Origin of the sequence: Marinobacterium sp. xm-a-127, assembly GCF_013283425.1 — a bacterium.
Taxonomy (GTDB): domain Bacteria; phylum Pseudomonadota; class Gammaproteobacteria; order Pseudomonadales; family Balneatricaceae; genus Marinobacterium_E.
This window is the reverse complement of record NZ_WBYH01000002.1, coordinates 82,891-104,208: the sequence shown is the minus strand read 5'-3', so window position 1 is coordinate 104,208 and position 21,318 is coordinate 82,891. Positions and strand designations below refer to the sequence as shown.

The 21,318-nt window shown below is 46.0% G+C and carries 21 protein-coding genes and 2 pseudogenes; 13 read left to right on the top strand and 10 right to left on the bottom strand.

Translation table 11 applies throughout. The features are described 5' to 3' along the window. Positions 1-158 precede the first annotated feature (158 nt). The 4 genes from XMA127_RS04640 to XMA127_RS04625 all read left to right on the top strand — a co-directional run bounded on the left by XMA127_RS04640 (position 159) and on the right by XMA127_RS04625 (position 3,465). A complete protein-coding gene (locus tag XMA127_RS04640) occupies positions 159-974 on the top strand; it encodes a hypothetical protein (protein WP_173484233.1) in 816 nt (271 codons plus the stop codon). Between the two features lie 112 nt (positions 975-1,086). Beyond that, positions 1,087-1,857 carry a type IV toxin-antitoxin system AbiEi family antitoxin gene (locus tag XMA127_RS04635; protein ID WP_173481488.1) on the top strand — a complete coding sequence of 257 codons (771 nt, stop codon included), beginning with the start codon at positions 1,087-1,089 and terminating at the stop codon, positions 1,855-1,857. Further along, the gene (locus tag XMA127_RS04630) at positions 1,854-2,753 is read left to right on the top strand and encodes a nucleotidyl transferase AbiEii/AbiGii toxin family protein (protein ID WP_173482312.1); all 900 of its coding nucleotides are present in this window, start codon (positions 1,854-1,856) and stop codon (positions 2,751-2,753) included. Before XMA127_RS04635 ends, XMA127_RS04630 begins: the two co-directional genes overlap by 4 nt. A gap of 19 nt (positions 2,754-2,772) precedes the next feature. Then, positions 2,773-3,465 (top strand): aspartate/glutamate racemase family protein, encoded by a 693-nt coding sequence (locus XMA127_RS04625; protein ID WP_173482313.1) that lies wholly within the window; start codon positions 2,773-2,775, stop codon positions 3,463-3,465. A 148-nt stretch (positions 3,466-3,613) separates the two neighbouring features. Here the strand turns inward: XMA127_RS04625 and XMA127_RS04620 are convergent, their stop codons facing one another. Both XMA127_RS04620 and XMA127_RS04615 read right to left on the bottom strand, forming a co-directional pair. Next, positions 3,614-4,975 carry a TrpB-like pyridoxal phosphate-dependent enzyme gene (locus XMA127_RS04620; RefSeq protein ID WP_173481485.1) on the bottom strand — a complete coding sequence of 454 codons (1,362 nt, stop codon included), beginning with the start codon at positions 4,973-4,975 and terminating at the stop codon, positions 3,614-3,616. A 329-nt stretch (positions 4,976-5,304) separates the two neighbouring features. Further along, a pseudogene (locus XMA127_RS04615) lies at positions 5,305-6,425 on the bottom strand (IS3 family transposase). 84 nt (positions 6,426-6,509) lie between these two features. On the opposite strand from XMA127_RS04615, the gene XMA127_RS12050 reads away from it, so the two are divergent. Continuing rightward, positions 6,510-6,689, top strand: a complete 180-nt coding sequence (locus tag XMA127_RS12050; protein WP_254856799.1) for an HPP family protein — start codon at positions 6,510-6,512, stop codon at positions 6,687-6,689. A gap of 92 nt (positions 6,690-6,781) precedes the next feature. On the opposite strand, the gene XMA127_RS04605 is transcribed toward XMA127_RS12050, so the two are convergent. After that, positions 6,782-9,823, bottom strand: a complete 3,042-nt coding sequence (locus XMA127_RS04605) for an efflux RND transporter permease subunit (RefSeq protein ID WP_116369200.1) — start codon at positions 9,821-9,823, stop codon at positions 6,782-6,784. 3 nt (positions 9,824-9,826) lie between these two features. After that, positions 9,827-10,894: an efflux RND transporter periplasmic adaptor subunit gene (locus XMA127_RS04600; RefSeq protein ID WP_217362028.1), complete on the bottom strand. Its 1,068-nt coding sequence runs from the start codon at positions 10,892-10,894 to the stop codon at positions 9,827-9,829. Between the two features lie 208 nt (positions 10,895-11,102). On the opposite strand from XMA127_RS04600, the gene XMA127_RS04595 reads away from it, so the two are divergent. The 8 genes and pseudogenes from XMA127_RS04595 (at position 11,103) to XMA127_RS04560 (ending at position 16,414) form a co-directional block, all read left to right on the top strand. Continuing rightward, positions 11,103-11,723, top strand: a complete 621-nt coding sequence (locus XMA127_RS04595; protein WP_173498944.1) for a TetR/AcrR family transcriptional regulator — start codon at positions 11,103-11,105, stop codon at positions 11,721-11,723. A gap of 58 nt (positions 11,724-11,781) precedes the next feature. Next, positions 11,782-12,381, top strand: a pseudogene (locus tag XMA127_RS04590) (IS3 family transposase); the annotation flags it as partial. Positions 12,382-12,458: 77 nt separating this feature from the next. After that, positions 12,459-12,827 (top strand): hypothetical protein, encoded by a 369-nt coding sequence (locus XMA127_RS04585; protein WP_136249858.1) that lies wholly within the window; start codon positions 12,459-12,461, stop codon positions 12,825-12,827. Positions 12,828-12,915: 88 nt separating this feature from the next. Beyond that, positions 12,916-13,896 carry an IS5 family transposase gene (locus XMA127_RS04580; protein WP_136249859.1) on the top strand — a complete coding sequence of 327 codons (981 nt, stop codon included), beginning with the start codon at positions 12,916-12,918 and terminating at the stop codon, positions 13,894-13,896. A 181-nt stretch (positions 13,897-14,077) separates the two neighbouring features. Then, positions 14,078-14,386, top strand: coding sequence for a hypothetical protein (locus XMA127_RS04575; RefSeq protein ID WP_173480772.1), 309 nt, complete (start codon positions 14,078-14,080; stop codon positions 14,384-14,386). After that, the gene (locus XMA127_RS04570; RefSeq protein WP_173484781.1) at positions 14,383-14,868 is read left to right on the top strand and encodes an SDR family NAD(P)-dependent oxidoreductase; all 486 of its coding nucleotides are present in this window, start codon (positions 14,383-14,385) and stop codon (positions 14,866-14,868) included. Before XMA127_RS04575 ends, XMA127_RS04570 begins: the two co-directional genes overlap by 4 nt. A gap of 52 nt (positions 14,869-14,920) precedes the next feature. Next, positions 14,921-15,996, top strand: a protein-coding gene (locus tag XMA127_RS04565; protein ID WP_173481153.1) for an IS3 family transposase whose coding sequence is annotated in 2 segments (ribosomal slippage) — positions 14,921-15,170 and positions 15,170-15,996 — 1,077 coding nt in all. Because the reading frame shifts where the segments join, the coding sequence is not laid out codon by codon here. A 49-nt stretch (positions 15,997-16,045) separates the two neighbouring features. Next, entirely contained in the window at positions 16,046-16,414 is a 369-nt protein-coding gene (locus tag XMA127_RS04560) for a hypothetical protein (protein ID WP_173484782.1), read from the top strand. A gap of 533 nt (positions 16,415-16,947) precedes the next feature. On the opposite strand, the gene queE is transcribed toward XMA127_RS04560, so the two are convergent. From queE to fnr, 6 genes are all read right to left on the bottom strand, one after another. Beyond that, on the bottom strand, positions 16,948-17,598 hold the full coding sequence (queE, locus tag XMA127_RS04555; RefSeq protein ID WP_173481156.1) for a 7-carboxy-7-deazaguanine synthase: 651 nt from the start codon (positions 17,596-17,598) through the stop codon (positions 16,948-16,950). Further along, entirely contained in the window at positions 17,598-18,515 is a 918-nt protein-coding gene (locus XMA127_RS04550; RefSeq protein ID WP_173484783.1) for a recombination-associated protein RdgC, read from the bottom strand. Before XMA127_RS04550 ends, queE begins: the two co-directional genes overlap by 1 nt. A gap of 99 nt (positions 18,516-18,614) precedes the next feature. After that, complete coding sequence (locus tag XMA127_RS04545) at positions 18,615-19,019, bottom strand: thioredoxin fold domain-containing protein (protein WP_173480775.1); 405 nt, start codon at positions 19,017-19,019, stop codon at positions 18,615-18,617. A 25-nt stretch (positions 19,020-19,044) separates the two neighbouring features. Further along, positions 19,045-19,923 (bottom strand): alpha/beta hydrolase, encoded by an 879-nt coding sequence (locus tag XMA127_RS04540; RefSeq protein WP_173480776.1) that lies wholly within the window; start codon positions 19,921-19,923, stop codon positions 19,045-19,047. A 76-nt stretch (positions 19,924-19,999) separates the two neighbouring features. Further along, positions 20,000-20,542, bottom strand: a complete 543-nt coding sequence (locus XMA127_RS04535) for an adenine phosphoribosyltransferase (protein ID WP_173480777.1) — start codon at positions 20,540-20,542, stop codon at positions 20,000-20,002. Positions 20,543-20,555: 13 nt separating this feature from the next. Next, complete coding sequence (fnr, locus tag XMA127_RS04530) at positions 20,556-21,317, bottom strand: fumarate/nitrate reduction transcriptional regulator Fnr (protein WP_173480778.1); 762 nt, start codon at positions 21,315-21,317, stop codon at positions 20,556-20,558. Between the last annotated feature and the right edge of the window lies 1 nt (position 21,318).

The following is a 21,318-nucleotide window of genomic DNA, read 5'->3' as shown; positions in this document are numbered from 1 at the left end:
ATGTGAACGGGGTTTTGTGCCCTTGCAGTAGCGGTAAGTTTGAACACCACTGCTGTGCGATCAAGGATTACGCAGCAGACTATGAGGACCTCGAAGCGTATTTAAACGCGCGATCTCACAATTCGATAGATGACCTGCAGCGGTCAGCGGATGAATTCATGAAAGGCAAGAACAACGTGCCCTTGCAGGAGTTCTGCGGCTTCTCCGCCAGCCAAATGGGTTACTTGTTGTACGAGCCGTTTACGTCTGACAGTACGATCGTATTCAACGAGTCCATCTCGCCGCCGATGAACTCTCCAGTCATGATCGCGCTAACCGAACTGATTGAAGGCATCCCCACGGATGGTGTGAAAGCCACGACAAAGGGAAATTTACCAATGGCTATCTGTCGTCCAGTAGCCGCCAAACTGCTTGAGCAAACACCTGAGCGTGGCCGCTATCGCTACGAGAAGTTTCGGAACGAAGAAGATTTGATGCCCTTGCTTTTGGTTCGACTTCTGTTGGGCATTGGTGGCTACTTAAAGAAAACGAAAGGGCGGTTTAACTGGACGAAAAAAGGCAGAGACTTTATCGGTCACTCTGCGGGGCATTGTTATCTTGAACTTTTCAAACTGGCAGCTTCGCGCTTCAACTGGGGCTATTTTGACGGTTACCCTGATGTCCCTATTATCCAGCAAGGGTTCGCCTACACACTCTTTCTCGTGCAGTCGTACGGTGATTATCCTAAACCAGAATCGTTCTACACGCAGCTGTTTCTAGAGGCCTTTCCAATGGGTTTGATGGAGATCGATGACAGTGATCACCGAGAGGCGAACGCTCGTTTCGAAAGCTGCTACACCGTGCGCAGTTTCGATCGTTTTATGGAGTATTTTGGTTTAATCGAGTCGCAGCTTATACCTGCTGAGATGGGTAAAACTGTGGCACTGAGAAAGACCCATGACCTAGATGCTCTAGTTCGTTTTTGTATCACCTAGCACCCGAACTTGAGTTTATATTTTCAAATATATAGGTATTTTAAATACCTATAATAAAATAATATTAAACCTTCTTCTTGCTTTAGTTTACATTGTTTAATATATTGGCATCATGAATACCGATAATCGAAGTAAATTAAACCGCCTTCTGACATCACAACCCGATGGGGTTGTGATCGCATCTGCCTGGCTGACGACACAAGGCTACAGTCTTGATCTGCAGAAACAGTATCGGAAAAGCCGATGGTTTGATTCGATCGGACGTGGTGCCTTGGTTCGTCACAATGACTGTGTAAGCTATCTCGGCGCAATCTACGCACTACAAACGCAGCTAAACTTATCCGTTCATCCCGGCGGACGAACAGCGCTTACCCTACAGGGCAAGGCGCACTATCTGGAACTTGCCCTGGATGAGGTGCGTCTATTTGGCAGAGTGGGAGAAACACTCCCCTCATGGTTTCAGAAATACGACTGGGGTGTTCGACCTCAATACACCCGTTCTGACTTTCTTCCGCCCAGCATAGGGTTAATCGAACATACGTATGAAGGTTTCTCTGTAAAAATATCTTCCGCTGTGAGAGCCATCCTTGAATGTCTGTATTTGGCTCCCGCTGAACAGTCACTGCTCGAAGTTTATGAACTAATGGAAGGGCTCAATAATCTGCGTCCAAGCCGTGTTCAAGAATTATTGGAGAGTTGTACCTCAGTAAAAGTGAAGCGCTTGTTTTTATACTTAGCTGACAAAGCAGGTCACGAGTGGTTCAACCATCTGAACGTCGAAAAGATCGACCTTGGGAAGGGCAAGCGCGCCTTAGTGAACGAGGGCGTCTATGTCCCCAAATACCAAATAACAGTTCCACCAGAGCTGGAGCGTGCCCAATGAATAACGGTTACAAACGCCAGGTAAAGCTGCTGTTAGACGTGCTCCCGGAGGTTGCCAGAGAGTCCAGCTTTGCGCTTCATGGTGGCACGGCTATCAACCTTTTTATTCGGGATATGCCGCGGTTGTCCGTAGATATCGATCTCACTTATATTGGATTTGACGATCGAAATACCGCCCTGCAAGGCATTAACGCGGGGTTAGAGCGAATCAAAACTCGAATCGAAGGTTTGCGTAGTTCGATCAAGGTTCAGCATCGTAGTGATGTTTGTAAGCTCTTAGTCGATGATCAGGGTGTAAAGATCAAACTTGAGGTCAACACAATTGGACGAGGACTGCTCCACGAAGCTAACCGGATGCCGCTGTGTGACAGGGCGCAAGAAGAGTTCGATGTGTTTTGCGCTATACCCGTTGTACCTCTATCTCAACTCTATGGTGGAAAGATATGTGCAGCATTAGACCGCCAACACCCGAGGGATCTGTTTGATGTCCGCCTTCTCAGTGATGAAGAGGGAATCGGTGATAATGTGAAATTAGGCATCATCTACGGACTGCTCTGCTCTAATCGCCCGACTCATGAAATGTTGAATCCTCGCTTGAGCGATCAACGTGCGGCTTATGAAAATCAATTCAGAGGCATGAGTGACGTCACTTTCTCTTATACAGATTTCGAAGAGACACGAGCTCTGCTCATTGCCAGAGTCAAATCACTACTGAATGATGTTGATCGAGAGTTCTTACTGGGTGTTAACCGACTCGAGCCGGACTGGTCTCATTACAATTTTCAGGTATTCCCCGCCATCAAGTGGAAGTTACTAAATCTACAAAATTTTAAAAACCAGAAACCTGACGTATACCGTGCACACTTATCAGCATTGGATGACTACTTGAAGAGATAGAGATGTCAGAGAGGTTTACATGAACACTATCGGTCTACTGGGCGGCATGAGCTGGGAAAGTACGCTTAGCTACTACAAAGCCATCAATGAAGGCGTTAAGAAAAGACTCGGTGGTCTTCACTCCGCTCAAATTGCACTTTATAGCGTCGACTTCGATCCGATTGAGAAACTCCAGCACGAGGGTAACTGGGACGGTACAGCTGAAATTCTGACAGAGGCTGCTCAGAGAGTTGAAGCAGCAGGCGCTGATTTCTTACTTATCTGCACCAACACAATGCACAAAGTGGCGCCACAAATTGAAAGCGGCATCAATATTCCGCTCATCCATATCGCAGATGCAACAGCGGAAACACTGGTATCCAGAGGTATCCAAAAGGTCGGTTTGCTCGGAACTGCTTTCACAATGGAGCAGGACTTTTATAAAGGGCGTCTCACAGATAAATACGGGCTCGATGTCATTGTGCCCGATGCTAATGACCGCTCCTTTATTCACCGAGTTATCTACGAGGAACTTTGTCTAGGCACAGTCACTGCTGAGGCGAAGGATGGATATTTACTTGTCATTGATCGACTTGCAGCAGAAGGTGCGGAGGCAGTTATCCTGGGCTGCACAGAAATTGGCTTGCTAGTAAAACAAGAAGATACAGAGGTCGATCTTTTCGACACGACAGAGATTCATGCACAAGCTGCAGTGAATGCTTGTTTGCGATAATGAAGTTTACAGGTAAAGAGTTAATGACCCCATTGGATCCTTGCCTGATGTCTCCGAAGCATTCCATTCCAGATAAGCCAAGCATTTACTAAAAAAAAACCGCACCAATATTTAGTGCGGCTTTTGGAGTAGGATTACCAAACGGCTATTAAAGGTTTGGTACGGTTTCCATCGATTTATCGATAACGGATTGTTCTAGATCCGCATCAACCATTTGACCCGCCAAGAAGTTCTCATAAGCGGCTAAATCTAAGTGACCATGGCCACACAGTGCAGTCAGAATGACCTTCTCTTCACCTGATTCTTTACACGCCAGTGCCTCACGAATAGCAGCGGCAATCGCATGAGTAGGCTCTGGCGCAGGAACAATGCCTTCAGTGCGAGCGAATTTCAGCGCTCCTTCAAAACATTCCGTTTGAGGAATATTAATCGCTTCGACCATACCCAACTCATAGAGGTGAGAGACCAAAGGCGCCATACCGTGATAACGAAGACCACCCGCGTGAATGGTATCTGGAATGAAATCATGTCCAAGCGTGTGCATCTTCATTAACGGTGTCATGCCGGCTGTATCGCCAAAGTCATAACGGAACTCGCCACGTGTCAGGGTAGGGCATGCAGAGGGCTCAACACAGCGTATGGTCGGATTCATCTTACCGGCCATTTTCTCTCTCAAGAACGGGAATGCTAAGCCACCAAAGTTAGAGCCGCCACCGGTACAGCCTACTAATACGTCTGGTGTCTCACCCACTTTAGCCAGCTGTAACAGTGCCTCTTCGCCAATAATAGTTTGGTGCATCAACACGTGATTAAGAACGGAGCCAAGTGCATAGCGTGCTTCTGGGTTAGCCGCAGCTTCACCCACCGCTTCAGAGATCGCTATACCTAGAGAGCCAGGGTGGTTTGGATCCTCAGCCAATAAGCTTCGGCCGTATTCCGTTCGATCTGATGGGCTTGGATGAAGTATTCCACCATATATCTCCATCATTGTTTTACGGTAAGGCTTTGAACGGTAAGAGGCAGCCACTTGCCAGATCTCACACTCCATACCAAATTGCGAGCAGGCAAACGCTAAAGAGGTACCCCATTGCCCTGCACCCGTCTCAGTAGTGAGTTTTTTGATGCCCTCTTTGTAGTTGTAATAAGCCTGAGGTACGGCTGTATTAGGTTTATGAGAGCCTGCTGGGCTAACACCTTCATATTTATAATAAATCTTAGCCGGTGTATCTAGCAGTTTCTCTAGACGACGAGCACGGAAGAGAGGCGAAGGGCGCCATAGTTTGTAAACGTCTAGAACCTCACCAGGAATGTCAATGAAGCGCTCTTGGCTCATCTCTTGCTCTATTAACGCCATCGGAAATAATGGTGCAAAGTCCTCAGCCGTTGCTGGTTGCATCGTGCCTGGATGAAGCGGTGGAGCCATTGGTTCTGGGAGGTCGGGAAGAATGTTATACCATTGCGTGGGCATTTCATCTTCGGTTAGTAAAATCTTGTTATCGTTCTCGAACATATTGCCTCTCTTTTATTTTTAGGATTCAGCTATATGAGGTTAAACGATTTTAAAATGTAAGTTCAACCATCAATCTAATGAGGATTTAATTGGGATACTGGTAGTTATTGAGTCGTTGAAATGACAAAATAAAGTGTCTCAATATTTGTACTTGTGCTGATTGTAGCGTTTACCCACTGGGACTGTTTACTCAGAAACCTTGGAGTTTTTATGAACGAAATCATCTGCCCACATTGCGATACGGCTTTCAAAATCGATGAAGCGGGCTACGCTGATATCCTGAAACAAGTCCATGACAGTGAGTTCGATGCCGCTCCGTAGACTTCCCGTCAAGCGCACAGTTCGTTACTAGAAATTTCTGTTGTTACTAATTCTTTAAATTCTGCTGGCGTTACGTTTCCAAGCGATTCGTGTGGTCGCTCTTCGTTGTAAGTGATTCGCCAAGCCCATGACAACTCTCTAACCTGATTAAGTGAATGGAATAGATTAGCGTCTAGTATCTCCGTCCTAAATGAACGATTGAATCGTTCGATGTAGGCATTCTGGTTCGGTTTTCCAGGTTGAATATAGACGATCTCTATCCCATGCTCGGCGCACCACTCCGTGAAGATTGACGATGTCATTTCCGCGCCATTATCTACTCGGATTCTGCGAGGGCAGCTATGCTCTGCCACTAGCTCACTCAACACCCGAACAACCCTCGCGGCGGTTAGTGATGTCCCGACCGTGATGTCGAGACATTCGCGAGTACCTTCATCGATCACGTTGAGAACTCGGTAGCGGTGTCCGCTATATAAGGTGTCACTCATGAAATCGAATGACCAAGTATGATTGGGCATAGACGGTACTTGTAACGGTGTTTTAAGCCGCTCTGGCAATCGACGCTTAGCGCGTCTCTTCTGGTTCAAGTTCATTGCACAATAGATCCGCCATACACGTTTGTGATTCCAGCCGAAACCTAGCCTCCGGAGCCTATAGAAGTACTTCCAAAAGCCCCACCGAGGATGTTTCTCGAGCAACTTGTTCAAAGCATCGATAACCGGAGCATCTCGGTCGAGTTGCTTCTGCGCAGGGTCTTCACGGTACCAAGCCCTGCGTGACAACCCGACTGCAGCGCACGCTTTTGAGATCGATAACTTACCAGCAACAATTAGCTGATTAGCCGCCCAGCGGCGCTGAGGAGGCTTTACAGCTTTCCCAGCAGATCCTTGATGGCTTGGTTCTCCAATGCCATATCCGCGTACATACGCTTAAGCTTCTCGTTCTCTTCCTGAAGCTCTTTTAGCTTCTTAATGTCCGAGGCTTCCATACCGCCATATTTGCTACGCCACTGATAAAAGGTTGCGCTGCTGATGCCATGTTCACGGCATATGTCACTCACCTTGCGACCAGCCTCAGCTTCTTTAAGCAGAGTGACGATTTTGCTCTCGCTGAATTTTGACTTTCTCATTGGATCTCCTCCATCGACTTATGATGTCAGAAATCTCTAGTTTTGACTTGTGCACTTTTAGGGGAAGTCTACGCCCATCAAATCATGACCCGAGAAGTCATCACCTTAACCCCGGAGGATTCCGTTTTTACTGCCATCGAATTGTTCAATAACAATAAGATATCGTGCATACCCATAGTCGACATACATTATCACCCAGTGGGTATAGTGTCGTGGCGAAATGTGATGAAGTTTATGCAGAAAAGGGTAGAAGCAAAACGCTAAAATGGCGCTAGCACCTTTGACGAGCGTTTTATCAAAGGTGATAGAGCGTATCGAGCAAGCGCCAAATTAACGTTACATTTATTCAGAAGCTGCTAGGCTTTTCTATAACTTACTTTAAATAGCAGGCTATATAAAACGGGAACGGCAATAAGCGTTAGAATTGTCGCGAATGTGAGTCCGCCCATTATGGTCACAGCCATATCGGCAAAAAAAGCATCAAACAACAATGGAGCCATCCCCAATATAGTTGTCACGGCCGCAAGTGCTACGGGTCTGACGCGGCTTAGTGTGGCTTCAACGATGGCGCTTTTTATTGCCAATCCTTCTTCAATTTGAAGATCAATTTCTTCAATAAGTACTATGGCATTTTTAATCAGCATCCCGAATAAACTCAAAAAGCCCAGTAGCGACATAAAGCCGAATGGCATATCAGTAGACAACAAGCCCGTGACTACACCTACTACCGCCATGGGGACAACCAGCCATATAATAAGCGGTTGGCGTACGTGGCCAAACAATAACACCGAGATAATGAACATCACTAAGAAACCAGCGGGTAAACCTGCACCTAAGGCCTGTTGAGCTTCGCTAGCGCTTTCAAACTCACCACCCCATTCAAGGTTGTAGCCCGCAGGCAAATCAATATCTTCAATTAACGGGCGAATACGCGCCAGCGCTTTGCCTGCGGTTTCATGTTCGCCAGGCTCTGCTTCAACGGTTATGGTGCGCAGGCGATCTTTGCGATGAATGCGCAGCTCTTCAGTCATAAGGTCTAAGCCATGTGATACCTGGGTAAAAGGAATATACTGACGTTGCTGAGAAGACCATACTTGAGACTCGCGAATAGACTGAAGAGCCGTGTCATCGGCGTTCCCCATTTTTGCCATGATATTATAGGCATAATCACCATCTTGCACGGTGCCCAGTTTCACACCACTGCTTGCGTACTGTACGGTTTGACTAAAATCTGAATGCGAAACCCCAGCAATTCCCGCATTGTAGTTGTCGAACTGTGTGTTTATTGCAAACCCTTTCTCTCGCCAGTTATGACGAACATCAATCACCTGACCATCTTCAAATAAACGGGCTTTGGCTTCTTCTGCTAGTTGGCGTAACACTTCAGTATCTGGACCTGAGAAACGCGCTTCGAGTTTAGCGCCTGAGCCTGGACCAAATTGCATGCGCTCCATATAGAAATTGGCATCTAAATCCAAATCACTTAGCTTGCTGGTTAATGCACGTTGAATGGCAGGAATGTGCTCTAATTCGCTGGCACGGACCATAAAGAATGCATAGTTTTCATTAGCGCTTTTTGGCGCGTATGTCAGCGTAAATCTATCAGCACCTTGCCCAATAAATGTGGTTACGGCACTGACATTATCCAGCGCTAAAATACGTTTCTCTGCTTCTTTGGCAATTTGCTCTGTCGCGCGAATGTCGCGGTCTTGGGGCCCCCAATAGTGCACAAAAAATACCGGTGCATTTGATGGTGGAAAGAACCCTTGTTTGACCATACCAAAACTGCCATAGGCAACAATGGTAATAACGAGGAGTGCTGCAATGGTTACCCAACGCAGTTTCAGTGCGCCGATAAGTGTGTGTTTAAACCACTGTTGTGCAGCGGAGGGCGCATCACTTTGTGATTGCGACATGCCCTTGCGATAAAAATGTGCGCCTAATACGGGGACCAACGTTACGGCAAGTATCCAGCTGATCATCAATGAAACCAACACTACGGCAAACAATGAATAAAGGAACTCGCCGGTTGCATCGTTAGATAAACCAATGCCAGAGAAGGCGGCAATACCTATTATGGTTGCGCCTAATAACGGCCATTGTGTGCGCTTAACAATGAAGCTGGCTGCATCTTTTGCTGAGGCACCTGTTGCCATTCGCAGCATCATGCCTTCTGCTACCACTATTGCATTATCGACCAGCATACCCATGGCGATGACCATTGCCCCTAATGAAATACGCTGAAGCTGAATATCCATCAACCACATGATGAGGATGGTACCGAGTACGGTAACAAGTAATACAGTGCCTACCACAACCCCAGAGCGCCATCCCATGAATAAACACAAGGTTAATGTTACCACGGCCACAGACATCACAAGGTTATTGATAAAGCCGTCCACCGAATCATCAACTACTGAGGCTTGATCGTAAATGGGAGTCAGGGTAATACCAACTGGAAGTTGTTTGAGCAGGGCCTCCACTTTTGCATTTACTCGCTCGCCGACATCTACGATGTTCACATCCGTTAATGCTGACACACTTAGCGTAAGGGCTTCTGCACCGTTATATCGCACTAATACAGGCTGAATATCAGCAGGTTCGAGTTTTAAGGTCGCAACATCAGCAACACGCAAAGAACGGTTTGTACCAGGGATCACCAGTGATAGATTTGAAATTTCATCTAATCTGTCTGGTGCACGCTTGACAATCAAGCGCACGTTTTTTTCATCCACCTTTACGCGCCCACCATTGAATGGTCGAAGATTGTCTTGGAACAATGAGGTCAAATCTGGGAAAGAAATACCCAACCCAGCGAGTTGATATGGGTTGATGTAAGCAACAATTTGCTCTTTTTGAATACCGGTTACGTTGACCTTTGCCACACCTTCAGTGGTAAGTAAATCTCGACGAATAATTCGGGCAAACTCACGTAACTCATGGGTGTCGAAATCTGGAGCGCTGAGAGCGTAATAAAGCCCATAAACATCACCGAAGTCATCAAATACTACGGGGTCTTGAGCGCCCGTGGGCAGCGAACTGGCGGTGTCGTGAAGGCGCTTCCTCAATTCGTCCCAAATTTGAGGTAACACATCACTATCGTAAGTACTCTTTACCTCTACGGTAATTTCAGAACGCCCTGGAGAAGATATTGAAGTCACTTCTTTTAATTGGGGCATTTGTTGAATAGCGATTTCTAAACGTTCTGTGATTTCACGTTCAACTTTTTCCGCGCTAGCGCCAGGATAAGCAGTGTATATCTTAACTTGTTTGATGGTAAAAGCAGGGTCTTCAAGTCGACCAATTTTGGTCATAGCCAGCACACCACCTAGTAGCAGTATGATGACCATCAGCCAAACATTTACGGGTTTGTCGATTGAAAAGCGGGCGATATCCATGGTTTATTTTTCTCCCTTATACGGAAGCACTTTCATGTTTTCTCGCATTTGTGCTGCTCCAGCGGCAACCACCTTTTGACCAAGTGAAATTGGCCCTTCTACTACAGCAATATCCCCCTCGATATGTTTGACATCAACGCTGTGTTGTTTCACTGTTTGTAGACTGTCATCAAGTACCCAAACGGCAAAGCCATCGTTCTCATCACCGACTAGAGCTTTCACTGGCACGACTAAGCCGTCGGAATATAAACTACCTTGAAGGCTTACTTTAACCACTGCTCGAGCACCAGGAGTGAGTGGTAATTCTTTTCGAGGCTCCATGGCGAATACTACTTCGTAGGTTTGAGATACGGGGTCCGGTTGTGTGGAATGCTCAACATAAGTTACTGGGTACCACTGACTGCGGTTTGTCGCCAATGTGGCACTCGCTTGCTTAATGCCACGCCCTATGTTGGCGGTAAGTAAGCGCTCTGGCACATTGATATTAAAGTAGATTTTCGACACATCTTGCAAACGGGCGATAGCAGTCCCTGATTTTACAAAACTGTTATTTTCTACAAGACGTTGGGATACTTTCGCATCAAATGGCGCGTAAAGCCGAGTATAACTTAAGTCTTGTTCTGCGTTTTTAAGGTCAATAACAGATAATTCATAGGATGTTTTTGCCGAATCCAGTGCGCTTTGAGATACCAAATTTTGTGCGAACATTTTTTCAATTCTATCGAGTTCTCGTTTTGCTTGTTCTAATCTGGTTTTAGACTCTTCAACTCTGCGCTCAAAGGGCTTTCTGTCTATTGTGGCAAGCAGCTTGCCTTTAGTGATATCACTGCCGGTAACTAAATCGGTTTGTATTAATCGGCCAGAGACTTCAAAACTCAAATCAACAGTTTTCACAGCAGATACGACGGCAGGAAACGTAAATTCGTCAAAATTGGGAATAGGTGAGACTTCAGCAAACTTCACATGCCGCACTACCTCCGATTGTTGCTGCTGAGCTTTTTCAGGTGAGCAAGCGGTGAAAATAAAAATAGAAAAGAGACTTAGCGCTAGAGTATGTGAGTAGTGTTTCAAGGACATAGTCGTATGCCATCCATTAGTAATATGTTGAACATAGATAACCAGTATCGTTGCATTTAAAAACAACCTACGTTGCAAACATTGTGCGCCTTATACTATGCTAATACAAAAGTAAACTGGCGAGTGCATTATGGTTCATCTGCATTGAAAAGTAAACTGGTCGGTGTAAAAAGAAGTTTTATATGATTAAGAGAGTAGACCAATGGCTGGCAATACACGAACCCTTAGCGACTTAAAACGCGAAGCGATTATTCAAGCAGCGACGCAAGCGTTTCAAGAATTTGGCGTGAAAGGTACTAGCATGGATAAGCTTGCTGAGTTGGCTAATGTGTCTAAGCGTACTGTGTATAATCACTTTTCTACGAAAGAAGATTTAGTTATGCATCTTGTCACCGAGCAGTGGCAAAGTGCCATAATGAATATCACAGCGCATTACTTACCTAACGAACCTCTCGATACACAGCTGCAAAGCATCATTCTCAAAGACATCGAGTTTATGGTAAGTGAAAGTCATCTTGATTTAGCCCGTGTAGCGATTGGCTACTTCTTTTATGAACCTGATAAACTCAAAGACGAAGTAGCGCAGTTAAAAGCTCAGGAAACGGCCAAGCATCGATGGCTCAATGATGCAAAGGCTGATGGCAGATTGGCTTTTGATGATGTTAAATACGTGGTGAATGAAATAGACAGTTTGGTAAAAGGGCAGTGTTTCTGGCCACAGCTTTTTAAAATTGAAGATGCGCTAAGTGACGAGGCTAAAAAGAATATTGCCAAGAACATTGTTGCACTAATTTTGAGTCGATATGCAATAGAGAGTAAATAGCGTGTTAAACGGGGAATCTATTATCATACGTAGCTGTTTGAAGTAATGCTCAGAAGATCTGAAGGCTCAGGTGGGCTATCGCAGGCCACGTCATCGTGGTGGTGAGAGTCACATTGTTGTTCCCAACCGGTTGCAGCGTCAGTTTAATCCTACGGCGCCAGATGAAGCCTGGGTAACGGATATTACACATATCCGCACTCACGAAGGTTGGTTATATCTGGCAGTGGTCGTGGATTTGTTCTCACGCAAAGTGATTGGCTGGTCAATGCAGTCACGCATTACCAAAGACATTGTGCTGAATGCGCTGCTGATGGCTGTCTGGCGGCGTAATCCTAAACAACAAGTGATGGTGCATTCCGACCAGGGAAGCCAGTACACCAGCCATGATTGGCAAGCATTCCTCAAAGCTAATGGCCTGGAAGGTAGCATGAGCAGACGAGGAAACTGTCACGACAATGCTGTTGCTGAGAGTTTCTTCCAACTACTGAAACGTGAACGCATCAAGCGAAAAATCTACTCAACAAGAGACGATGCCAGAAGCGATATCTTTGAATACATCGAGATGTTTTATAACTGCAAAAGAAAACATGGTTCCAATAATCTGCTGTCACCAGTAGAGTATGAAAACCGTTACCAAGAAAGGCTGGGAAGTGTCTAAGTTATTGGTAGCGATTCACTGGCATATTAATCTATAATCAACCCTATGAATGAGCCTTGTATAGAGTAAACTTTGTTATGCCACACCATATATCAAAAATTGATAATTCTCACATTATAATGGTGGTATATGAAGGAGAGATAGACTTCGATGAACGCACTCAAATCTTTCAAACAATAATTACTGATTACAAACAAAAAGCCATTTATAAGTTACTCATTGATTATCGATTAGCCAATTTAAAAGCTTCAAAAGTTGAACAAACTATTTTCGCGAGATTTGTAACATCAGAACTAAAATTCAAACACGCTGCAATTGCAATACTCGATAATGAACCTCAAAATGGTATCTATCCTGCAATCAAAGATAATGTCCAACTTACTCAATATAGAGTAAAACAGTTTTCAGATGAACTTGAAGCATTGAACTGGTTAAATTCAATCTAACTCAACACAGTGCCATCTAAGGAAGATGCGAATAAGTTCCTGATGTGAGATCATAGTGACATAGCAATCCAGCAGGAACCAATGTTCCATGAGCCACCAGTTCACCTTTGCCGATAGCGAGTTTTCCAGCAAACGCCGTCAGACTCGTAAAGAGATATTTTTATCCCGAATGGATAACCTGCTACCGTGGTCTCAATTGCTGGATGTAATAGACCCTTTCTACCCCAAGGCGGGTAATGGTCGCCGTCCGTATCCGCTGGAAACCATGTTCCGCATTCACTGTATGCAGCAGTGGTACAGTCTTGGTGATGAAGCCATGGAGGACGCGCTGTACGAGATTACTTCAATGCGCCAGTTTGCACAACTGTCACTGGATAAGGCCATTCCTGACCGCACCACCATCATGAATTTCCGGCACTTACTGGAAAAACACACACTCACGCGCAAGTTATTTAAAACCGTCAACCAATGGCTGTCGGATTGTGGTGTGATGATGACACAGGGCACGTTGGTGGATGCGACGATTATTGAAGCGCCTAGCTCCACCAAGAACAAAGACAAGCAACGTGACCCGGATATGCATCAGACCAAGAAAGGCAACGAATGGCACTTCGGCATGAAAGCCCATATTGGCGTGGATGCCAAGAGCGGCTTAACCCATACGCTGGTGACTACTGCCGCCAATGAACATGATCTGAATCAGTTGAAAAACCTGTTGCACGGCGACGAGGAATTCATCTCTGGTGATGCTGGTTATCAGGGCGCAGAGAAGCGGGAAGAACTGAAAGACTCGAATGTAGAATGGCTAATTGCCGAGCGTCCCGGCAAGGTGCGAGCCCTGAAAAAGCATCCTCGTAAGAACAAAACCATTATTAACATCGAATACTTAAAAGCCAGCATCCGGGCAAAGGTAGAGCATCCGTTTCGGATCATCAAATGTCAGTTTGGCTTTATCAAAGCACGCTATAAAGGACTGATGAAAAATGACTCTCAGTTAGCCATGCTATTCACCTTGGCAAACCTGTTTAAAGTAGACCAAATGTTGCGACGACAGCCAAGATCTGTCTGAAATCCGGGAATCGCCCGAAATAGGGTCGAAATCCGGCCGAAAATTGGGGAGAATTGGAAATTTGGTGTTCAAAAGTTAGGCGGTCAGCTCAAAGCTTCGCTCGATACCTAAATCGCAGGACCTATTCGCAGCTTCCCTAGAATAAGTACACTTACAGAAATTTCATACTTTGGAGTAATTTTTGGGTAAGCTTAATTTTTTTCTTCAACTAATCCGCCAAATGGATTCAGCTGCAAATGACCTTGGGTTAGGCAGTTTGACCGACTCCGATCGAATAGTGCTCGTTAAGTTATGGGATGCCCTTGATCAAAAGAGTTCTCAAGCGACGCTCAGTCATGAAAAGTTTGAAGAGTTAACAAGAAAGCAGGAAATAGAGGTTTCTCGCTCTCAATTCTTTAAATCACTTAAAAAGCTTGAAGATATTGGTCTTATAAAGCGCATTGGTGGCCCCAGAAGCGCTACATACCAGCTAATTGATGATAATTCATGAAACATATTTTAATCACCGGTGTATCCCCTGGTGGAATCGGTTACTACTGTGCTTTACGTTTAAGAGAGCTGGGTCATAACGTTGTTGGGACCATACGAAACAATGAAGATGCTGAAGAGTTAGCATTAAAAGGTATTCCTACAGTCTTCATCGAGATGTCTGATTATAGAAGCATTCAGAGTGGCTTTAATGCAGCGTTAGAACTCTTGGATAATCGTATCGACGTTCTATTTCAAAATGCAGGGTTTGGCCAAGCAGGCTTCGTAGAAGACCTACCCGTCGAAGCGTTTGAAGAACAGTTCAAAGTAAATGTTTTCGGATTGCACCATCTCAATACGCTTGCCATCCCTCACATGAGACAACAAGGAGAGGGGCGAATTGTCATTCACAGTTCTGTACTAGGGTTTGTTGGTATGGCGTGTCGTGGAGCCTATGTCGCCAGTAAGTACGCCCTTGAAGGTGACCTCTCCCCCAAAAACTAGACCATGACCTCGATGAGATTTCCATTTAACCTAAAGGGATGGAGATCTCGATATGAAGAAGCGTTACACCGAAGAACAGATCATTAAGGCGATCAAAGAGCATGAGGCAGGAGCCAAGGTAGATGACATCTGCCGTAGGCTAAATGTATCAGCTGGAACCTTTTACAACTGGCGAAGTAAATATGCTGGTCTTGAGGTTAACGAAGCCAAACGCCTTCGTGAGCTTGAAGCTGAAAATAATAAACTCAAGAAGCTTCTAGCGGAGAAGTTACTTGAGGTCGATGCTATGAAGGATGTTCTCTCAAAAAAGTGGTAAAGACCGCTCAGCGTAAAGAGGTGGTCACACATCTGATTGAACATCATAACTTAAGTGAAAGAGCTGCTTGCAGACTGGCTTGTTTAGGCAGATCGAGCTTTCGATATGTGGCCACGCCAACTGATGATTCAGCACTTCGGGATCGGCTAAAAGAACTGGCTGCAAAGCAGTCAGCTTACGGTTATTTGATGTTGCACAGTCTTCTTAAGACTGAGGGACTAGTCATTAACAAGAAGCGTACATATCGCCTCTATACGGAAGAAGGACTTCAGGTCAGAACTAAGAAGCGTAAGAAGCTAACTCGTCCTAGACAGCCTCTAGAGGTGCCTACTGAAGTAAATCAGCGTTGGTCCATGGATTTTGTAGCCGACCAATTAGCTGGCGGACGCAGATTTAGGGTTTTGAATGTTGTCGATGACTATTCAAGAGAGATGGTTGGGCAGTTGGTCTCTATATCAATCAGTGGACGACAAGTTGCCAGATTCCTATCGGAGCTGATTGAGTCACGTAGCAAGCCTAAAAAGATTATTTGTGACAACGGAACAGAGTTTACTAGCAAGGCGATGTTCTTTTGGAGCAAAGAGACAGCTGTGCAGCTAGGATTTATTCAGCCAGGCAAACCCACTCAAAACGCTTTTGTTGAGAGCTTGAATGGCAAATTTAGAAACGAATGCCTAAATCAGCATTGGTTTAGAACGCTGGATGAAGCAAGATATGAGATCGATTTATGGCGAGATCATTACAATAAAGTAAGACCACATAGTGCACTTGGCTATGTGCCACCAGAGGAATTCGCTAAGCGTGCTGCTTAGCAAAATCTCATCGAAGAAGTGGTACTAACTAAGGGGAAAGGTCAAAGGCATGGTTCAGTCGATGCGAGTTGAGATGAAAGGCAGCGGAATAGAGTTCAGTCTCCTTAATACAGGTCCAGTAGAGAGTCGATTCAGAGCGAATGCTTTAAAAGCCTTATTGAAGTATGTGAATGTCGAGCACTCTGTTAACAAAGATATTTACAATGAAACTGTGTTACCACGCCTAAATAAGCCTGATCATGAGAGCACTGGAAACTACCCACAAGAATACGTTTTTAAAGCGCTAGACCATGCCATCAATGCACGAAAACCCAAAGCGAATTACTTTATTACCCCTCCTACAAAGGCCCTTTACTGGTTAGAAAAGTTGCTTCCGAAGTATCAGCTTGATCGTTTGCTAAGAATAGTGGATCGATAAATCTAAGTGATGTTACTAGTATGAGAGCAAAGGGATTCATCAAGGCTTTAGTTTAGTTCTAGGAAGAGTAAGTCCGTATCAGTAAACCCCAGATCCTTGTCATTATAATTTGAATATCAAGCTTAATTTGAATTTAAATATTAGATTGCACTAATATATATCCACAGCCTTCTCCAATGCACAGTTTTAAATTCAAATCATGTTGATACCAGTATCAAACTTAGTTTGAAATAACATAATTCTGCATCAGTGTCGCCAAAGTACTAACTTAAGTTCTATTTTCGACATTATGATCAAGTTAGGCCCAAAATAGACAATTTAAGATTACATTGCCAATGTAAGTTATTGTTTATTATAGGCTTAATGGTATTGGTTAAATTTTAACCAATTTTCTGCTTTTACCTTTTAATGACGCTTTAGTTCACCTTTGATGACTCTGTGCACAGGGTTATCCACAGATAATGTGAGCACACTTTGCTAGCCCCCATGGTTACTGGGGTGGTCGATTTTAGAGAATTAAAGGTTAAAAACGATCAGTCGATGTCAAGGATTTTGTGGGTCTGAATGCTCAATTTCCATTGAGGATTTTGCATACAATATTCGATACAACGTGCACGATTTTCAAGCGCGTTTTGGTCATCCAGGGGTTGGATGTAGAAGTGTTCGAAGCTTAGATTTTGGAACTGTTCTGGCTGTGCTCTGAGCTCTTTTTGCGGGTAGACCAGCTTCAACTCGTGGCCCTCTAAAAGAAGAATCTCGGAGCTCCCTTTGGGGCTGACACAGACCCAATCGATTCCGTTTGGAAGCGGTAGGGTGCCGTTGGTCTCAATGGCGATCTCAAACCCTTGGTTATGTAGAGCATCGATCAGATCGCTGTCCATCTGCAGGGCAGGCTCGCCCCCGGTGATGACGACAAAGGGTTGTCCTTGCTTAGGATCTGGCCAGAAGCTAGCGATCCTTTGTGCCAGGGCTTCGGCGGAGGTGAACTTGCCGCCGTTTTGACCATCCGTACCCACGAAATCGGTATCACAGAATTGGCAGACTGCAGCCACTCGATCGGCTTCACGACCACTCCAAAGATTACAACCGGTAAAGCGACAGAACACCGCAGGGCGTCCTGCGTGAAAGCCTTCGCCTTGTAGGGTGTAGAAGATCTCTTTTACGGAGTAGGTCTTTGCCAAAATTAAGCCTCTTCTGCCTCACCGCCCAGGGCTTCCAAAAGCTCAGGGAGTAGGCGGGTAAATTCAATGCCCAACAGGGCTAGATCAGCATCCAGTGCCAGTGCTTCGTCCTCTTGCTCGCGGTCGCTCTGTTGCTCTTGGTACTGATCCGTCATTTTAATCGAGTGCAGGGTTAGATCCGAGTGCATGACAAACTGCAATTGATCACGCCACACCAGTTCTAGGCGCTCTGCTAACATGCCTCCGCTAAGGTGCGCTTGGATCTCTTTATCTGTCAGGTTTTGGCCTTTAATCTTGATCTGGCTGCTGGTCTCTAGAGGATCGGTAAACTCGGTGACAGCACCCAGTTCAAGTGCACGGGGTAGATCACGGTTCTCTAGTAGCCAGTCGCTGAATACTTTGTTGGCAGGAAGCGCGGTCGAGGTCAGTTTTACCGATAGTGACCCTAGATCTTCACGCAGTGTGCTTAGCAGCTCTTCTGCGCGCTTAAAGCTGCTGCCTTCCACAATCAGTAGTTTATGGTGAGGCGCAATAAGAGCACGTGTGGTTTTACGGCGTGTAAATGCGCGTGGTAGCAGTGTCAGAGTGATCTCGTCCTTAAGCTGCACCTTCTCTTTACGGTAGACCTTACGATCTTCGGTCGCCTCTATCTGTTCTACCTTCTCGTTGAGCTGATCTTTGATCACGCTCGAGGGTAGGATCTTCTCCTCTTCTCGCAGTGAGATAAGGTGAAAGCCGTGACTGGTCAGTACCGGTAGATCGATGACACCTGGCGCCACTTTACCCCAACCCACTGAACGTGGTTCTGCGCCTTTGCAGGGTACGAAGGGTCTGGCTTCTAGCGCCTCCATCAGTGCGGCTTCATTGAATGAATCACTGGGAGAAAAACGGTACCAAATAGCGTTACGAAACCAGAGCATAAAACCTCTAAATGCGGATTAGGTGAAGGGGCGCTATTATGTTGCTCTGATAGAAGGGATGCAAGCAGAGAGCCCTCTGCTTGCGGTTAGTTTCTGAGCTTAAAAACTGTTACGAGCCGATTTAATCGCTTCATCGATGTAGTAACCGTAGAACTCTGGCGTGTTCACACCGACGATCTTTTTAGCGCGAGTCTCGCCCTTTGCATCGACAAATAGAATGGTCGGGGTGAAGCGTCCACCCAAGCTTTTAGCAACCTGTTCAGCCGAGCCCGTTGAGCCATCAAAGTTGATAACGGGAGTAGGGTTGCTCAGATCCAGTACCTGAATAGGGGGTGCATCGTTCGTTTGTAAAAGAGGTTTTAGGAAATCCTCTTTGACGGTAACACAGAAGGCACAGCCATCCTGAGAGACCAACAGAACAATTACTTCGTTAGGGTTCGCTTTACCAAGCGACTGAAGATCCGTAGCTGTCTCAAGCTTTACCTCGGCTTGGGCGCTTATCATAAGGCCCAAGCTGAGAAGAAGTGCGCTACAGGTTTTCGATAAAATCGACCGCATATTCCACCGCCTCGTCGGCAAACAGATCTAAGAAGAAGTGATCTGCATCCTCAACGACTACTAGTTCAATGTTCTCTTTGTCGATACTTTCCATCTTTTCAGGAAGATCTGCAACCACGGTATCCAAGCTGCCTGCGATGACTAGAGTAGGGATGTTCGTCTCTTTTAACACTGTGGGTGTGTCGTACTCTGGGTAGTTGCCGTAGTAGCTTAGGACGGCTTCAGCCGACGCACCGCTGTTCTCACAGTAGATGACGCTGATGCCATCGATTATCGCTTTAGGGTCCATGCCCTTAGCTTTCTCTAGAATCGGCTCGATGGGCGTTTCATAGCGTTTGCCATAACCCTCTAACGTCTTGCCGTAGTCCCAAGTTGCAGGTGCTAATAGAACTTGGCCTTTGATCTTATCTTGGTTAGCTGCAGCAAATTGAGCCGTCTGGTTGCCGCCACGTGAGTGACCCATTACCCAACGATCGCCTGCGCCCTGTCCATCCAGCCAAGTCTGCCAAGCATCCATTTCAGCCAGTGCTTGCTGCATGGTGTGTTGAGCCGGAACGGTACAGTCGTACATCGCTGATTCGCGGTTATCCAATCCATAACTTAGGTTGATGGCTAAAGTAGAGATGCCGTAATCGACCATCTGTTCCTGCACGTAGCTGATGATCTCCATCTCGTTGTGAGCCAGGGTGCCGTGCGTCAGCATTAGGACACCGTCTGCTAAGGATTTATCAGCAGCCAGTTCAAGATTGCCGTTGAGTGTTAAACCCTCAAAAGGAATCTGAACCTGTTCAGCCTGTGCAGTTGCTGCCATAAGTGATGCAGCGAGTAGGGTGGTCGATAGTCGAAGCATTTAAAACTCCATTAAACTTAAAATTTTTATCGTTTCTAGGTATAAAAAAACCGAGGTGGCTAAACCTCGGTTTCTATTAGAGACCGTCGTAGGCCAGTAAGCAGTATACGGGGACGCCGGTGTCTTGGATTTTTTGTGATCCGTTAAGGTCTGGCAGGTCAATCAGCGCTGCTACCTCAACAACGCTAGCCCCTAGACCGTTGATCAGTGTGCAGGCCGCCAGTGCTGTGCCCCCAGTGGCAATAAGGTCATCGATCAATACCACTTTGTCGCCAGCGGTAACGGCATCCTTCTGAATCTCCACGGAGGCTGTGCCGTACTCTAGCGTATAGTCTTGGTGAATCGTTTCACCGGGCAACTTGCCTTTTTTACGAACCAAAATCAGAGGCTTGTTCAGCTGGTGCGCAATAATCGCACCAAATAGAAAACCTCGAGCATCGATACAGGCTATGTGGGTAATATCCATCTGCATGTAACGATCAATAAAGGCGTTTGCGACCATGCGAGAGGCACGTGGATCTTGAAAAATCGGCGTAATATCACGGAACAGAATGCCAGGCTCTGGCCAATCTGGAATAGAGCGGACAACCGATTTTACATAGTGCTCGTCGTAAGACATTAAAGATCCTTATTTAACCGTGGTGTTGATTGCACTCTGGGCTGGGTGCTTCACCAGCCGCATCCAGCAGCGCTGCTTGATCAAGAATTTCCAGCTCTTTACCTTCAACACGAATCAGCTCTTGTGAAGAGAAGCGTGTAAAGATTCGACTGACCGTCTCGACCGCTAGGCCAAGGTAGTTGCCTATTTCGTTACGTGACATCGAAAGTCGGAAGGATTGTGCAGAGTAGCCACGCAGGGCATAACGTTGCGACAGCTTGAAAATAAAGGTTGCGATACGTTGTTCAGCCGTCTTTTTAGAGAGCAGCATCATCATCTGTTGGTCATCGCTGATCTCGTGGCTCATAGAGCGCATCACAGAACGACGCAGCTCTGGCATTTGACCTGCCAGATCGTCCAAGCGTGAGAAAGGGATCTCACAGACAGTGGTCGTCTCAAGCATCTTAGCCGACATTGGGTAGCTGCCTGAATCGAATCCGGCTAGGCCAACCAGTTCACCTGGGAAGTAGAAACCGTTGATCTGCTCTTCTCCCTCAGGGTTTACAGAGTAAGTTTTTAACGACCCCGCACGAATGGCGAACAGTGACGTGAACTCTTCACCCTGTCTAAACAGGAAGTCGCCCTTGTGAAGTGGTTTGCTCTTATCAACGATATCGTCGAGGCGAAGCGCCTCTTCGTCGTTTAGAGAGACAGGCAAGCAGAGTGTACTCAAGCTGCAGGTGTTACAGCTTACCTGGCCGATGCTGGCGAGTTTGATGTTTTTGGTGTCAGACATA

Coding starts and splice junctions, on each gene's coding strand:
- XMA127_RS04605 (WP_116369200.1), bottom strand. CDS start 9,823: ATGGATATCGCCCGCTTTTCAATCGACAAACCCGTAAATGTTTGGCTG.
- XMA127_RS04580 (WP_136249859.1), top strand. CDS start 12,916: ATGAGCCACCAGTTCACCTTTGCCGATAGCGAGTTTTCCAGCAAACGC.
- XMA127_RS04640 (WP_173484233.1), top strand. CDS start 159: ATGAAAGGCAAGAACAACGTGCCCTTGCAGGAGTTCTGCGGCTTCTCC.
- XMA127_RS04540 (WP_173480776.1), bottom strand. CDS start 19,923: ATGCTTCGACTATCGACCACCCTACTCGCTGCATCACTTATGGCAGCA.
- XMA127_RS04570 (WP_173484781.1), top strand. CDS start 14,383: ATGAAACATATTTTAATCACCGGTGTATCCCCTGGTGGAATCGGTTAC.
- fnr (WP_173480778.1), bottom strand. CDS start 21,317: ATGTCTGACACCAAAAACATCAAACTCGCCAGCATCGGCCAGGTAAGC.
- XMA127_RS04560 (WP_173484782.1), top strand. CDS start 16,046: ATGGTTCAGTCGATGCGAGTTGAGATGAAAGGCAGCGGAATAGAGTTC.
- XMA127_RS04545 (WP_173480775.1), bottom strand. CDS start 19,019: ATGATAAGCGCCCAAGCCGAGGTAAAGCTTGAGACAGCTACGGATCTT.
- XMA127_RS04635 (WP_173481488.1), top strand. CDS start 1,087: ATGAATACCGATAATCGAAGTAAATTAAACCGCCTTCTGACATCACAA.
- XMA127_RS04550 (WP_173484783.1), bottom strand. CDS start 18,515: ATGCTCTGGTTTCGTAACGCTATTTGGTACCGTTTTTCTCCCAGTGAT.
- XMA127_RS04535 (WP_173480777.1), bottom strand. CDS start 20,542: ATGTCTTACGACGAGCACTATGTAAAATCGGTTGTCCGCTCTATTCCA.
- XMA127_RS12050 (WP_254856799.1), top strand. CDS start 6,510: ATGACCCGAGAAGTCATCACCTTAACCCCGGAGGATTCCGTTTTTACT.
- XMA127_RS04620 (WP_173481485.1), bottom strand. CDS start 4,975: ATGTTCGAGAACGATAACAAGATTTTACTAACCGAAGATGAAATGCCC.
- XMA127_RS04630 (WP_173482312.1), top strand. CDS start 1,854: ATGAATAACGGTTACAAACGCCAGGTAAAGCTGCTGTTAGACGTGCTC.
- XMA127_RS04595 (WP_173498944.1), top strand. CDS start 11,103: ATGGCTGGCAATACACGAACCCTTAGCGACTTAAAACGCGAAGCGATT.
- XMA127_RS04625 (WP_173482313.1), top strand. CDS start 2,773: ATGAACACTATCGGTCTACTGGGCGGCATGAGCTGGGAAAGTACGCTT.
- XMA127_RS04585 (WP_136249858.1), top strand. CDS start 12,459: ATGCCACACCATATATCAAAAATTGATAATTCTCACATTATAATGGTG.